We start from the raw sequence: 14,964 nt of genomic DNA on the forward strand, positions 1-14,964 counted from the left end.
CTCTCTTACGTTTCTTTCCCGCATCTTAGTCAGTATCGAAATTGGCAAGTTCGGAACAAGCCCGATCAATAAAGGAATCTATCTCTATTTCGGGCACGCAAATGCAACAAAGCGCTTCTGTCGAAACAACTGAAGAACGCACGAAAATATTTAAAAGCCCATCTTCCATAAGCAGTGCTTCCTGCACCTTTGCGTTTCCATTCGGATCCAGTGTTGCCGAAGCTAAACTGGCCTGCTTTCCGTTGAGCAGTTCTATCGCAGCAGCACAAAGCGCATCCAATTGCCCCCGGCTCATGGTTTTGCGCGTACTCGAACACAGAACCAAACCCGTCGAAATATCCGCGAAAGCGACGGTTTCGCAATTCGGAAAGTCCTGAAGCAAGGTGTCCAGCTGCCGCGAGATATTCATCTAAGTTCTTTGTCAGTTTTCTGAAACGTTTGTTAAGATAGTGTAAACGTAAACTGATCAAATGAAACGCGAAATGTTTCTTTGAAATTTGCATTTTTTAATTTGGAACATTCTTAGTTTCGGAATCGCGGGAAAGACAAAGATCAATATTCTCAACCGGAATCCGAAACGACATACTCAGAGCGGTTGTGATTTTCGGTTTTCATCATCCACGGCTTCATGAACGGTATCTCTGGAATGCGGTGGACCTCCACCGACGCGTGATGGTCGTCCCGGGCGCTCACCGATGTTCGAGCTCGCTATTTTGACACGGCGGGGCACAACCCAGCCGGGCTGCACGGCACCATCTGGTGCTCTTTTATCTTCATCATGCGCCGGGGTAGCTTTGTTAATCAGTGTGTCTTTCAACGCGAAATCAGAAGAGTGGTCTGAACCTCCACCAAGGGTGTTAGAAAGTTGATTGAGTATCTCGACCAACCTTTCAGAAAATGCTTCTGCGCCGCTGTTTTCCCATTTCTCACGGTCGTCCTTTGCTGCAACAGCTTCAGCCAGTGAAATTGGAAAGCACCCGGCGAACATATCTTTTGTTTCGCGATTAACGCGCTTTAGAACGCGCTGCCGATCTACTTCGTTTAATAGTTTGTCGTAACGTGTCAGCAACAAAAGGCTTTTGTTGTAAAGTTCGGGCTTCATCGACGCCCAGGTTGCGGCCTCGCTTTGGCGCCAAGCCTGCGTTGCATGGGTGCACCAGATAACGCCATCGGCGTGATCTAAAATTGGTTCCCATCTTTCGGGTGACATATTGGGATCAGAAATACCAGGCATGTCGATCAGGTCACAAAGTTCGAGCATATCGGATTTCAGGAAAATCCGGATCACCCGTGTTTCATTGGGGTCAACGATGTCAAGTTCATTCAGATCGACAGGATGGATATTTCCGTCCAAGTCTTCGAGAAAGGGGTCTTTGTCGCCATAGGCTATCCAGACCGGAGGAAGCTGCGTCGCCGTCACCTTTACCGGAAGCGGGGTAGACCCAATCAAGAGATTGGAGAGCGTGCTTTTGCCCGCACTGAATTCGCCCATGAGCGCGATTCTGGGTTTTCTTGTTTCGCTATCACCAGAAGAAGGTGCAGGAAGTGCGGCGATTGTCATTTTATGAACCCCTTTGTTCTGATCTTTACGCAGCATCCCTGGCGAGGTTTGCTATAGTATTTTTCATCGCGTTCAGTCGTCCTTCTGTTTCCGGACTGCCGAAAATTCCATCGAAATCTTCCTGGTTGGAACCACCGTGTTCTCCAAAGCCCAGCAAAGTCGATCTTTGTTCAGCTAGAAACTGCTTAAGCGTTGATGTCGCGTCATTTTGCACTGATGCCACCTGAGTGACCTTCAGGTCACGCACGATGGGGTCTGTTTCAGCCATGATCATTTCGTTGAAGTTGGCAGCATACGCTTGATACCCACGCTTGCGCTGCCACCAGTTTCTCCACCAGTTGCCTTTGATATCGAGTGCGATTGTCTGACCGATTACAATAGGCGGCGGGACACGAGAAGGAACAGGAGCTTCGATTTCAAAGTTATCCTCTAAACCGAAGGCTTGTTTGTATATCTCGCTGATGTCACGGGCGGCAGAGTCAAACAGATCTTTCGTCATTTTCTGCGTGTTGGCTCCAAATATTTGGTAAGCCGAACGTAGCAAGAGCCGTAAACCGGTTGGCTCATAGGTCCAGATTACATCTTCACCGTATTTCTCGAGATGCATAACCAGCGACGCAGTGGCGCGTTCCAGAAAGCTTTTATGAGATCTTTCCAGGCGTGAATGGTAGCTAGAAACGAGTGTTTCGAAATCAGTCTCAAGTTTTCTTAGGCTGCGGGTTTCAATTCTTTCCAGTTCCGAAAGCAAAGTCTGCTTGTCCATACAGAACGTTGGCGCGCCGTCCGGGCATGACGCCAAGCGGTGGCTCGCGGCCTCTATCCCTTTGGCGAGGTTGCTGGCACAGCGCGCAATTTTTTCAATTGCGTCTTGACCAATACCTTCTGAAATTCGTTCAGAAAGCGCTGCGTAAAGAGATGGGATGCCCGATAGTTTCCAAACCAGTTCTTGTGGAGTGTCAATTTTTTTGCTTGCGTGAAGAGTTTTTTCCGCCCAGTTCAACAACGATTGAGCACTGTCGGGTGACAGGCAGTTGAGTGTTGCTGAAAGCGCGTTACCAGCCCAGTAGGCACTGCCAAAGATGATCTGAGCATCGGCTGGCCCGTTGTGGGTGCGCAATGTTTCACGAATACTTTGTTCAATCTCGTCGATTTGCGTGGCAGGGTCTGAGAGTTCGTCGATCCGATTGACGAAGATAATGACTTCTCGTGACTTGATGTTCGAAATGAGCCGGATCAAAGCCATGTCGACTGTGGAAAGCGCCTGATGGGCAGACAAAACAACCACACATATGCGGCTGTCACGGATCGCGCGTATTGTGATTTGTTCTCGCATCATGAAAGTATCATTGACGCCGGGGGTGTCGCGTATGCAAAGTTTTAGCGGCACCTCTGCGCGTTGCATGAACAGATCGGCGGATTTCGTGATATCGGCAAAACGACCATCGGTGGAAGTCGAAGTATCGTCATCGCCAAAATCATCGCCCAGACAGACATATCTTTTGATCAGTTCCTCATCAAAACTGTCGTAGTCATGTTCTTGTCCGAGAAGAAGTTCAAATCGGCGGCCAAGCCGTGTGCGTGATTTCTCGCGCATTTCTTCGACCTGCTGCTTGACCTTTTCAAGCTCTTCGTCGGCGCCTGCTCGGCTTGCCAACTCGCCCATTCGACCGCCTTTTTCGATGAGGCGTGACCATTCATCTTGATCAAAGAATTTGAACTTCGCTCTGTTGCTCGATTTTGAGGCAGTTGGGTCAATGTGCAAAGATGTCACGACCGAGGTCCAGGGATTGACATCCGCTGGTAAAAGATTTGGGTACCCGACCATCGCATTCACGAGCGATGTTTTGCCGGATTTAACCTGTCCGACCATGGTCACGCTCGGCTCTAGCGCGTGAAGTTGCTTTTGCAGGGCGATCGCGCTTTTACGGGTGTTCGCGTCATCCATTTCGCTGAGATCACGAAGGACGGAATCCAAGTCATTGGTTTTGGCAAGAAAACCCTCTAGCCCTTCGAACCCAATCTTTAGCAGATGGACGTTCGAGGCATCGGTCGCTGCACTATGCAACGCTGAGAGACCACTCTCATCTTTCATTTTATACCTGCCCAACTCATAACTAAGCTTTCATTGTTCATGCCATGGCAACAGATTCATACTTAAGACCCAACTAGGCATAATATTCGCTACATCGTGGCGATTATGTGGCGTTTCTCCGGCGAAAATTGTCCGTGGCTACGCTGCCAATCTGAGTTCTATTTCGCGTCTGATCTGAAGCAAAATTGTTACGGCATCTTCTGCGGGTTCGACACCTTTTTCCAGTGTAAGCAGCAGCATCATTTCCGATGCTTCCATGATGTCGTTCTGAAGCGCATAACAATCTTCGCGGCTGATTTCGTGTTCGCTGAACATTTCAGTAAGTTCGTCTGCGGTCGCAGCACATTTGATCAGCAAACCTTCAAATCCTTCTGAATCTCCGTTTTCAAGTTTTTCCGTCAGGTTCGCAGCTCTCTCTTGCAAAAAGGCAAGGGCCTGTTTCAGGAGCTTTCTATCCGCGTCTTCTTTATTAGACGCTGCTTCGATTACCGGAGCAACGCCTTTACCGGGCTGGGGGACCAGTCTGGGCCCTCCTCGGTTCCCGCCAATTTCTGAAATTGCAGAAAGAGGTTTTGGGCCTCTTGCGTCGGAAAATTCCTTCGTAAACTGGGCTCCGTAGCGCAGCAGGAACAGACGTGCATTGTCAACATCGGCGCGCCGGCCTTGTTCTACGTGTTTGATTATAGCGCCCAGAACAGCCCGTCCGCCGCTGGCCGTTAATCCGGCCTCGTCCCGGGTGCCTTCTGTGTCCATGGCCTTGACGGCCTGAAGAGTGGCCACTGGCAACAAGCTGTGGAATTCATCTGCTACGATATTCTGAAGCGCTGCGATGCGCTGCGATAAGACACCGCTTCTGTGCAGCTCATCTGCTTTGGTCAGCACCATAAACCCATGGTCTTTCAGAGCGTCTGATACGTTGTTCCAAAGGGAAAGCTCCAGATCGCTGAATTCCTGTGTGCACCAAATCAGAATATCTGAATGCTCAGTTGCCCATTTAACAGCAGCTGTTTGGCTTGGCAGAGAACCGTCCGAAACCACTTCCAGCAGGCTGATTTTTTCAAGGATCGGTATTGGCGCTTCGATGAAGATGCTTTGCGCGTCGGTGACATCTGTTGGCTCAAGCGCAATGCGGTCAAAGTGATGTACGACCTGATTGTTACGCGTTATTGCAGTGCGGGGAAGTGGGCCAGCCGTAAGTTCGAGTGTTGGCAGCTTCATGCCGTCGGGAATAATTCTCATTCCAGCCAGCATGTTCAGAAGCTGCGATTTGCCACTGTTCGGTAATCCAAGTATTGCAATCCTAATGGGCGACGTCAGCTTGCTCAGCAAATTTTCACCTGTCTTACGCGCGCTTGCCGGAACGGAATCCGATTCAAGCGTTGATTTAAGACTGGTTAATATTTGTTCGTAGTTCATTGTGTTCCCTTTCGAGAGTAAGCAGCACCACGAAAAAAGAAGGTAAGTTTCAGCAAGGCACTTCTTGCCAGATCCACCAGGCTGTTTTCGTGTTGTTGGCGCTGCGCTACCACCGCGAGTTTATTTTTGTTTTTCGGAGTGCGTTCGAGCGCATTTTTGTTTTCTTCACGTACCTTGACGACAGAAAAGGCAAAATTATCCTGATCTGGGTCGCCTTGCTTTTCCAAGGATTCAAAAAGAATGCGTGTAATTTCGGCACTGCTTTTGGCCTGGTTGGCGTGTAAAATATTCGCGATCACGTCGTCGCTCAGAAATTGGAGTCCGTCGCTCGCGAGAACAAGGATATCCCCATCTGACAGAAGCAGGGCGTTTTCCGGGCAATCAATCCTGGCGATGCCACCACCACATACGACTGAAGTAAGACAGCTGCGTTCCGGATGGTACCTTCCTTCTTCTTCTGTCATCTGACCCGATCTAACCATCAGGTCAATTTGAGGTGCAAGCGAGTGATCTTCGTTTATTTGCCTCAGCCTGTTGTTCCTAAATAGAAATAAAGGAGAGTCGCCAATTGAAATCCAAAACAGTCGGCTTTTGAGAAACGTGAGGGCAAGAAGTGTTGTTCCCATCCCTTTGGTTTCTCTGTTGGCATGACAGTGGTTCTTGATGCATTCATTTGCCACCAACGCAGCCTCGCGCAGTACGCGTGGTGCGGTTTGTGCGAAAGTATCAATATTACCGCTTCGCAACTTTAGTTCACTGAAGACTTCGGTTACTGCAATTTTACTCGCTACATCACCTGCGGCATGGCCTCCCATCCCGTCAGCAAGGACGGCGACACCCAAATCCCCACCGATTGGAAAATCGGTGATCAGGGCGTCCTCCTGGTATGCACGCTTGCCTTGGCTGATAGCCGAAGCAGCGTCGAACTCGATGTTACATGATCGTAACATGGTCGTCCTCTTGGTCAGCGCTCCATTCGAAATCGGGGCCACAAAGGGCAACAAAACGAAGTGTCGTTTCGCCAATGCGAATAAGATCGCTGTTGGTCATCTCTTCGGTGCTCAAAACCGGCTGATCGTTCAGACGAACGATATTGGCTTTGCCACCATGACCTAGAAAGAACTTTCTTTGCTCTGGGTCATACGCAACCAACGCATGGTTTACCCTTGAGATGCTGGTATCGCCAAAATCGAGTTTCACGGATTGGTCTTCGCCACGACCGATCGGGGATACACCACTAAAGAGTGTAAAGCTTGATCCAAGGCCGGGACCTTCGACCACAACGATCCATCCGACCGGAAATTTCACGTCGTCGCGGGCCGTTGCGTTGCCGGCTGCGGCAGCAAGAGGATCTATTTCAGCGTCGGAAGAATGCTGAAATCCGAGCAGGCGGGTTTTGACACGACCTGAGCGGCGACCGGCACGCCCAGCGGAAGGTGCGGGCACTTCAACGGCTTGCGGTGTTGTATCAACGTCCGGAGTTTGGCTGACCACCGGGCTTTGTTCTTTTGCAACAACCGAGTGTTCCTGCATTTCAGAGTACATGCCACGAACGGCTGCCATTGCAGCTGCGTCTGTTTCAGTTTCCTGCGGTTGCTCTGGTGGGAGTTCCCGAAACGCTGAACGCAACTGGGTGTTCAGCGTCTGATCTGCGGTTTCGGAACTGTATTCAGGTCTTGCCTGTTGGCTCAGTGATGCCAACCTGTCCTCAAGACTTGTGGTTTGCATCGTTGTGGAAGGGCTGGCAGGCTGTTCGGCAGAAAGGGATACTTGGGGAGGGACTGCTGTATGGCTCTCTCCGGTAACATCCCCGAACCGGGTATCTGGCGCCAGGTCATCAGAGTTTGGCGCAAACTCGTCAGGTGATGGTTCGCTCATGTTGAGTGTTGCGTTGTCCAGGATGTTTTGATCATTGTTCTCAAGAAAACCCGACCCTTCGAACTGGGTGTTGCCTTTTTGACGCGGCTCACCCGTCTCCGGAAAAAACTGGACCATTTCACCATCTGTGATGGCGCTTTCTGGTTTGTCCTCGCGGTTTTGTCCCGGGACTATTCTTTTGAACAAGTTCATAGCTCTACCTTTCCATAATGTTTTTCTGAACCTCTTTTCGAAGCCCAGATGCGGCCCTTCAGCCCTTTACTAAGGGCGCTGAGAAACCACGGGCGTTTTTTGCTTTCGTTGGGTTTTCTTGTCTCTGCGGAGTTCTCCGTTTGCGTTTTGGAAAACGGATTTGCAGCCCTAACTTTCTTAGGCTTTGCAGGTTTGTGGTCCTTCAGCCAATCCTCGTCATCCAACCAGTCGAAGAATGGCTTTTTCTCAACGACGGGTGGCGACTTTTTGAATTTTTCTGCGTGAAGGGCTTCCTGTTTCTTCGCTTGAACGACGGCCTGATTTGTCTCTGCAACCAACTGAGAGATTGATTTTTCAACCGTTGTGTCCTTTTGCGCGCGCTCCAGCGCGGCTTCACGGCGCTTCTTCATATCTATGTGATGCAGCCATTCCTGTGCAGATTGATGGCGGTCTTTCGGGAAAACGTTAAGCGCCTTGTCCAGTGCTCCAAGAAAATCCTCGTCATACTCTTCGAGTTGCCCCAGAAGCGGCACATATGGGTCAAGTTCATCTGCAGCGATTGCAGCAAGCCGCGTCTGGCTGTTTGGTGGCGCTTCGCCTGTCAAAACATGATAGAATGTTGCTCCGAGCGCGTAGATGTCACCTGCAGGGCTTTGGTTCCCTCCGGCGATATAAAACTCTTGTGGCGAATACCCGTCTTTCACCACATGCAATGCTGATAAAACTCTGCTTGCACGGGATGCTTTTTCGCGTGCGGCGCCAAAATCGATCAGGACCGGACTGCCAGATTTTTCGAGCAATATATTATCCGGCGAGATATCTCTGTGCAGAATGCCGTGATCATGAATAAAGGCGATCGCATCGAGAAGCTTTAACAGCGTGTTGCGAAGCTGATCTGGACTTAGCTGGTGACGATCATCTTCGATAATGTCGAGCAAATCCTGACCTTCGATGAAATCGAGTGCCATATATGCTGTTTCGTTGTCTTCAAAGACCTGATGAACCCCAACGATGTTGGGATGATCCAGCTTCGCCAAACGACGCGCTTCTTGCACGAACATGCGGACAATTGATTTGTACTCTTCCTGATTGGAATTAGACCTGGCCCGGACAATGTTGTCTTGTCTTGTGCAAAGCGACCCTGGAAAGCATTCTTTGATGACAACAGTACGATCCAGGCTATCCCGTGCCAGATATGTCAGTCCAAAGCCTCCGACGTTCAGAAAGCTTTCAATGACGTACTGACCGTGCAAAAGTCGAGTTCCGGGCCGAAGCTCATCAGAGACTTCGGCCGAAGTAAGATCACCATTCATGTTGAGTGCCGAGTTCATACGTCCCTACACATTTTTGCTCAAATGACGGCAAAAAGAGCCATCGGATTTCGTGCTTGGAACTATATTCGCGTAGGACTTTGGCCAAATAATGTTCAAGTTCATAAACAATGCGACTGGATTGTGACCAATTGTCATTGCTATGGAAACTAGAGAGTGCGCTGGATTTAAGCGCCGCTCGATGCGATTTCAGGAGGTCATCTAAATAATTAATAAGCTTTAAAAACAAAGGCTTACTTTTCGTACCTGAGATACGTTACAGCGATGGATTCTATAGTCAAATTTGCAATTTTAGACACCGAACGGGTTGGTGAATTTTGCGAGTGCTCTATCGCTTTCAAAACTGTTCGGGGCACCCTGATCCTAATGCCCCTGCGGAATCACTGTTTCGCAACTGGCTCTCGAGTTTGCATTTGGCAGATTGATTTGACGCTACATTGAATGCGAACGGGAAAATCAAAAGGGGCATTGTCTTTCATCTCGACACAATCAAACGATTGATTTAATATAGCTCGAAAGCAGAGGATTGAATTTGACCCAGCCCACGTCCTCAAAACAAAAAACAGAACCAACCCGTGAGGCGTTGATTTCATCTGCGCTGCATTTGTTCGGACGGCAAGGTTTTGACGGAACATCAACGCGAGAAATTTCAGCGCGAGCAGGCGCGAATATAGCCGCCATTGCATACCACTTTGGTGGGAAAGATGGTTTGCGTCTTGCTTGCGGCAAGGCGATTGCAGCGCAAATGACCAAAGTTCTTCAGAACGGCGTGAAGACGCCATTTGCCAGCAAGGATCAGGCGATCCGGCATCTGGAAAATACAATAGAAGCGATGGCACGCTTTCTCCTGCTTGGCGCGCGGGCCGAAGATATTTTATCTTTCATGCTTCGTGAGATTAATGAGGATGGTCCGGTACTTGACGGCATATATCAAACCATGATCGAGCCCAAGCACCGCGAACTTTGTGCAGCTTGGGGGGGTGCGACAGGAACAGACCCTGAAAGCGAAGACACCCGGCTAGCTGTGTTTAGCATGATTGGTCAACTGCTCTATTTTCGCATTGGAAAGCCTGTGATTTTACGCCGAATGGAGTGGGAAACAATCCAGAGGCAAGACGCCGACCGCATTGTGCGCCTTCTGAAAAGAAATCTTCATGCCGCCTTAGCAGCGGCAAGCGAGGAATGAGATGACAGCCTTTTTGTGTTCAATCCCATTGATCAGCGCGCTTTTTACGGTTTGTTCCCCACCGTTACCTTTAGCGACTGGTTATGTGGAGGGGGAGTATGTTCTGATCGCCCCTGTCGCAACAACTCAGATCGAGACCATACATGTGCGACGAGGTGATACAGTCGCTGCCGGTCAAATCCTCGCAACAACCGAGCAGCGGGACGCAGAGATAAACCTTGCTGAAACGGTCGCGGCGCTGGCTGGCGCGGAGAGCCAATTGGCCAACCTGCTTGAAGGGCGGCGCGAGGACGAGATTCATGTGATCGAAGCATCGCTTGCTTCTGCGCGTGCTCAGGCGTCAGAAGTGGAAAAAGAAGTTGCAAGATTTGAGAGTTTGCTTGCCCGTGAAATTGTCTCGCAAGCCCAATTCGACGCCGTAGCAACCGCACGTGATGTGGCGGTGGCACGCGTTTCCGAGATGGAGGCGAATCTTGCTGTCGCGCGTCTTCCGGCAAGGCCAAATGAAATTGCCGCTGCAGAGGCCAATGTTGCGCAGGTCAGGGCGCACCGTGATGCTGCTGCCTGGCAGTTGGAGAAACGCATATTGAATACCCCGGCCGCCGGAACAGTTTTTGAGATACTACGCACCGCCGGAGAAGTGGCCGGACCTCAAGCCCCTGTTATTTCTATGTTACCCGAAGGTGCCGTTGTTCTACGCCTTTATGTTCCAGAACCCGCAATTTCAGGAATTTCCCTTGGCGCGCGCCTTCGTGTGAATTGCGATGGCTGTAGTGATGAGGCCCGCGCGACGGTAACCTATATATCGGACAGTCCGGAGTTTACGCCGCCTGTCATCTATTCGGTCGAGAACCGACAAAAACTTGTTTACCTGATCGAAGCGCGCCCTGACACCACGGCTGATGCGTTAAAGCCAGGCCAGATTGTCGATGTTGACTATCTGGATCACGAGTAATGAATGTGCCTGAACCAGCGATTGACGTTCAGGGCTTGGTAAAACGGTTTGGCAAGAAAACTGTTGTGAATCAGGTGTCACTTACCGTTGAACAGGGAGAGATTTCAGGTTTTCTTGGACCAAATGGCTCTGGCAAAACCACGACGATACGGCTTGTGTGCGGGTTGCTCACGCCGGATGCCGGAACCGGGCGCGTTTTAGGCTATGATCTTTTGCGTGATGCCGCACGGATCAAACGCGAAGTCGGCTACATGACACAAAGGTTTTCGTTCTACGAAGATCTTTCGATCGCCGAAAACCTTAGCTTCGTTGCGGGGTTGTATCAACTTTTCCCCGCGCAAGAGCATGTGCAGAACACGCTTTCAGATTTAGGGCTTACGGTGCGCCAGCACCAATTGGCGGGAAACCTGTCGGGGGGGTGGAAACAGCGTTTGGCTCTTGCGGCCTGTATCATGCACAAGCCCAAACTTTTGTTGCTGGATGAGCCAACCGCGGGCGTGGACCCCAAAGCACGGCGCGAATTCTGGGATGAAATTCATGCGCTTGCAGAAAAAGGGCTGACCGTTCTGGTTTCGACCCACTACATGGATGAAGCAGAACGTTGCCACCGGATAAACTACATTTCTCAGGGAAGTCTGATTGCCAGCGGAACGGTGTCTGAAGTCGTGAAAAATGCAAAACTGCGCACGTTCATTTTAACGGGTACAGGAATTGCGAAAGCTGCCGAAATGCTGGCGGGCGCACCGGGTGTTGATCAGATCGCTCCATTTGGCTTGACACTTCACGTTGTTGGCCAAGATGCAAAGCTGCTGGAAAAGTCGGTCGCACAAGTCGCCAAAGAAACAAAAACAACGATGTCAGAGGCAGAGACGAGCCTGGAAGATGTCTTTATTCAGCTAATGACTGGCGATGAAGGGGGCGTTTCATGAGGCATTTTTTCTCACTCAGGCGGCTTTATGCATTGTTGGTGAAAGAGGCCATCCAGATGCGCCGCGACCGGATCACTTTTGCAATGATGCTGGGTGTGCCACTGATGCAGCTTGTCCTGTTTGGATTTGCGATCAACAGTGATCCAAAAGAGCTCCCTGCTGCGTTGGTGGCCCCGACGCAAGACCGCTACACCCGCGCTATTGTGACTGCTCTGGAGCTCACCGGGTATTACCGGTTCAACTACGTGACTGCCAGCGCACAAGAGGCCGAGAACCTGATTGCGCAAGGCGTAGTGTCATTCGTTGTGACGATCCCTTCAGATTTTGGGCGCAGAGTGGAACGGGGGGAAAGGCCGCAATTGCTGATTGAGGCGGATGCTACAGACCCGGCTGTTGCCTCTGGCGCAATCTCGACACTTGGCACGGTTGCGGCGAATGCGCTGCTGCACGAAAGGGGGGCGGAGGCAGAAGCCGCTGAACGTGCGCGCAGCCAGCTCGAAGTCGTCGTGCACCGCCGCTACAACCCCGAAGGGATAACGCAGTACAACATTGTGCCGGGGCTTTTGGGTGTGATCCTGCAGATGACCATGGTCATGATGACCTCAATGGCACTGACGCGCGAGACGGAGCGCGGAACAATGGAAAACCTGCTCGCGATGCCGGTCACACCCCTTGAGATCATGCTGGGTAAGGTTTTGCCGTATCTGGTGGTTGGTGCGGTGCAGGTCGCTGTCGTCCTGACCGCTGCCAAGCTGTTGTTCAACGTGCCATTTGTCGGAACGCTTTCGCTTATTCTGCTTGGTGTTTTTGTCTTTGTGCTTTCGCTCGTCCTTCTTGGGTACACGATTTCAACCTTGTCACGCACACAGATGCAGGCCATGCAGCTGACTTTCTTCTTTTTCCTGCCATCACTGCTGCTTTCGGGTTTTATGTTTCCTTACAGGGGGATGCCGGGATGGGCTCAGGTACTTGGAGAGTTTTTCCCGTTGACGCATTTTTTACGAATGATCCGGGGTGTCATGCTGAAGGGGGCTAATTTTGAAACGGTGCAGGCTCCGCTCGCCGCCCTTTTGCTATTCGTGTTGGCATACGCGGCGCTTGCGCTTTTACGGTTCCGGCGCACGCTTGACTGATAGGCTCAGGCAGGTTGGTTCGGTGTTTTACGGCCGGCTTTGGGCGACCAAAGGCAGGGGCCGAGCCAAATGAACAATAAACCAAATCCAACGGTCCAAAGTGTTGCAGAAACCACAAGCCCGGAAAGCCCCAGAAGATAGGCGTCAGAGGCAGCGCTGCGCATTATGCCAGCCAGGATAATCAGAATAAACCCTGCTCCCAACGCTTTGCCACTTTCTAACGAGCGCCCGGTGTGTCCCAACGTTGCACGTATCATCACGGCGGTCGTCATTCCGCCCACTGCGCCAATGCCCAGAAGGTGCAGCGCGGCGACAGTATGACCGAGCCCCAGCACCAGAAAGCCCAGTGGGATGAAGGCGTAGGCGATGTGCAGCATAAGCAACAAAAGCGACGCAGGTGTACGGTGACCTTTCCAGCGTGTTAGCCGGAAAAGATGCAGTGCGGCAGCGACATAAAGCAGGGCGCCTGTTGCGGGTGCATCTGGTAAAATAACCCAAACGACCAGTGTGATGGCACCTGCCAAAAGGCAAACCGCATCAAACCGATTGAAGGGAATGGGCAACGCGCCGGGGTTGGATTTGACCAACCAGTTTCGCGTAAAACTAGGAATGATCCTGCCACCGATCAAGGTGATCAGAAAGATCACCACAGCAAGGCCCAACCTGCGGCTGTAATCTGCGCCACCCTGTGTCAAAACTTCGAAATGAAATAGAAGATTCGCGGCCAGAAACAGCAGAATTGGAACCACAACTTTCAGGTTGCGCCAATTCTGACCGGCGATAATCTCTCTTAAAATCATCGCTCCGATTGCGGCCAGAAACGCGCAATCAATCAAGGCCACGGCTGGCGGACTCAATCCTGAAATCCCAAGCATTGCCAGTCGCCCCAGTACCCAAAGGGCAGCAAGCAAAGCAAGGGGCCAGCCCTTGATTGGCATACGGCCTGTCCAGTTGGGAATTGCGGTGAACAGAAAGCCACTGACTACAGCTGCGGTGTAACCAAACAGCATTTCGTGAATGTGCCAATCAATTGGGGAAAAAAATCCCCCAAGTTCAAATGTTCCTTGGAAAACACCGACCCAGAAGGGGATGACAAGCGAAGCAAAGACGATTGCACCTAGAAAAAAGGGCCTGAAACCATAGCTGAAAAGAACCGGGCCGCCAAAGGCTTTGGGTGCGATCTTGGCCATTTGAACTCCAAAAAAGTCTTGTTGAAACACGTTACGTGTGGTGCTTCCTGATCGCCCCAATTACTGGACCTGTCAGTTAAGGAGTTCAACCGGCGTTTTGATCATGCGACGATGCGTCATGATCCCTGCTGGGTTCGCGTTACTTTCGCCGGTTAAAAGCGCGCAGGGCAAAACCCCGCGCGCGTGTATGTGTATAAGGCCTTAGCCAGCAGCCAGCAGTTCAACAACTTCATCAGTTGTCCAGACAGCATTCGCGATGTAGCGGAAGTTGGTCAAAGCGGCGAGGTATCCATCGCCTTCGGGCAACATGGCTGCGGCGGTTGCATCTTTCACCACGGCAACCTCAAAACCCTGTTCGATCAGTTCGCGCATATGCGATTCCGTGCAAAGGTTCGCAGACATGCCAGCCAGAATAATCTGGTCTACCCCCTGTTTGCGCAGTTGCAGCGTGAGGTCATTCGATTCATTCCCGTAGACCTTATGCGGTGAAGTTACGATGGTTTTGCCGTCGTTGATGTAGGGTTTGTATTGTTCCAGCCAATCTGCACCCGATCCTTCGAAAGTATCGACATTCAGCGGGCCTTCACGATCGAACATACCGATCTTATGCATGAGCTTTTCAAGTGCACCTTCGAATTTCCACCCATGGTCTGTTGGATAGTAATAGTGAGGTGAAACGGCGACCGTCAGATCCTGTGCTTTCGCTGCCTGAAAGAGCCGCTCGATGTTGTTGACCGTGTTGTGTTTGGTAACGCTTTCACCAACAACGCCCCAGGTAACGCCATCCGGGCTTAGAAAATCATTCTGTGGATCTGTCACAACAAGTGCAGTTCTTGACAGATCAAGCTTCATGTTGCTTGGCGGCAGTGCAGGTTCTGCCGGATCTGCATATGGATCAGTCTGCGCATTTGCAGCGGTTGCACCAGCAACGGTGGCGGCTGCGGCAGCCCCTGCTACAATACCACCGCGTAGCGCATCACGCCGGCTCATGTGGCTATGGTCATCGGACATATCGATCTCCCTTTTCTATTCGATAACAGGAAAGTGGAGTATCAGGTGTGCCTTTTGGTCCGATTTTCGTGCTTTTTTGATATTTTTATG

Annotated in this window: 13 protein-coding genes; 4 read left to right on the top strand and 9 right to left on the bottom strand. The window is 51.0% G+C overall.

Features of this window, described 5'->3' with window-relative positions; all coding sequences use genetic code 11:
* Positions 1-25 precede the first annotated feature (25 nt).
* The 7 genes from MWU63_RS15850 to MWU63_RS15880 all read right to left on the bottom strand — a co-directional run bounded on the left by MWU63_RS15850 (position 26) and on the right by MWU63_RS15880 (position 8,470).
* The gene (locus tag MWU63_RS15850; protein WP_213890338.1) at positions 26-409 is read right to left on the bottom strand and encodes a hypothetical protein; all 384 of its coding nucleotides are present in this window, start codon (positions 407-409) and stop codon (positions 26-28) included.
* A gap of 177 nt (positions 410-586) precedes the next feature.
* Positions 587-1,561, bottom strand: coding sequence for a dynamin family protein (locus tag MWU63_RS15855; protein WP_213890339.1), 975 nt, complete (start codon positions 1,559-1,561; stop codon positions 587-589).
* Between the two features lie 25 nt (positions 1,562-1,586).
* Positions 1,587-3,653: a dynamin family protein gene (locus MWU63_RS15860; protein ID WP_247078642.1), complete on the bottom strand. Its 2,067-nt coding sequence runs from the start codon at positions 3,651-3,653 to the stop codon at positions 1,587-1,589.
* Positions 3,654-3,791: 138 nt separating this feature from the next.
* On the bottom strand, positions 3,792-5,069 hold the full coding sequence (locus MWU63_RS15865) for a hypothetical protein (protein WP_213890341.1): 1,278 nt from the start codon (positions 5,067-5,069) through the stop codon (positions 3,792-3,794).
* Complete coding sequence (locus MWU63_RS15870) at positions 5,066-6,019, bottom strand: protein phosphatase 2C domain-containing protein (RefSeq protein ID WP_213890425.1); 954 nt, start codon at positions 6,017-6,019, stop codon at positions 5,066-5,068. Before MWU63_RS15870 ends, MWU63_RS15865 begins: the two co-directional genes overlap by 4 nt.
* On the bottom strand, positions 6,003-7,139 hold the full coding sequence (locus MWU63_RS15875) for an FHA domain-containing protein (protein WP_246531775.1): 1,137 nt from the start codon (positions 7,137-7,139) through the stop codon (positions 6,003-6,005). The genes MWU63_RS15870 and MWU63_RS15875 overlap by 17 nt, the downstream gene beginning before the upstream one ends.
* The gene (locus MWU63_RS15880) at positions 7,136-8,470 is read right to left on the bottom strand and encodes a serine/threonine-protein kinase (RefSeq protein ID WP_213890342.1); all 1,335 of its coding nucleotides are present in this window, start codon (positions 8,468-8,470) and stop codon (positions 7,136-7,138) included. The genes MWU63_RS15875 and MWU63_RS15880 overlap by 4 nt, the downstream gene beginning before the upstream one ends.
* 532 nt (positions 8,471-9,002) lie before the next feature.
* Between MWU63_RS15880 and MWU63_RS15885 the strand changes: the two genes are divergently transcribed.
* From MWU63_RS15885 to MWU63_RS15900, 4 genes are read left to right on the top strand one after another with little or no spacing between them, the layout of a single operon-like run.
* Positions 9,003-9,656: a CerR family C-terminal domain-containing protein gene (locus tag MWU63_RS15885; RefSeq protein ID WP_247078645.1), complete on the top strand. Its 654-nt coding sequence runs from the start codon at positions 9,003-9,005 to the stop codon at positions 9,654-9,656.
* A 1-nt stretch (position 9,657) separates the two neighbouring features.
* The gene (locus MWU63_RS15890; protein ID WP_247078647.1) at positions 9,658-10,611 is read left to right on the top strand and encodes an HlyD family efflux transporter periplasmic adaptor subunit; all 954 of its coding nucleotides are present in this window, start codon (positions 9,658-9,660) and stop codon (positions 10,609-10,611) included.
* Positions 10,611-11,540 (top strand): ABC transporter ATP-binding protein, encoded by a 930-nt coding sequence (locus tag MWU63_RS15895; protein ID WP_213890345.1) that lies wholly within the window; start codon positions 10,611-10,613, stop codon positions 11,538-11,540. Before MWU63_RS15890 ends, MWU63_RS15895 begins: the two co-directional genes overlap by 1 nt.
* Positions 11,537-12,673 (top strand): ABC transporter permease, encoded by a 1,137-nt coding sequence (locus tag MWU63_RS15900; RefSeq protein WP_213890346.1) that lies wholly within the window; start codon positions 11,537-11,539, stop codon positions 12,671-12,673. Before MWU63_RS15895 ends, MWU63_RS15900 begins: the two co-directional genes overlap by 4 nt.
* Before the next feature lie 5 nt (positions 12,674-12,678).
* Here the strand turns inward: MWU63_RS15900 and MWU63_RS15905 are convergent, their stop codons facing one another.
* Positions 12,679-13,863 carry an NnrS family protein gene (locus MWU63_RS15905; protein ID WP_213890347.1) on the bottom strand — a complete coding sequence of 395 codons (1,185 nt, stop codon included), beginning with the start codon at positions 13,861-13,863 and terminating at the stop codon, positions 12,679-12,681.
* Positions 13,864-14,064: 201 nt separating this feature from the next.
* On the bottom strand, positions 14,065-14,874 hold the full coding sequence (locus MWU63_RS15910) for a cysteine hydrolase (protein WP_213890348.1): 810 nt from the start codon (positions 14,872-14,874) through the stop codon (positions 14,065-14,067).
* Positions 14,875-14,964: the final 90 nt, after the last annotated feature.

It is taken from the genome of Pseudohalocynthiibacter sp. F2068 (assembly GCF_023015645.1).
In the GTDB taxonomy this organism is placed as follows: Bacteria; Pseudomonadota; Alphaproteobacteria; order Rhodobacterales; family Rhodobacteraceae; genus Pseudohalocynthiibacter; species Pseudohalocynthiibacter aestuariivivens.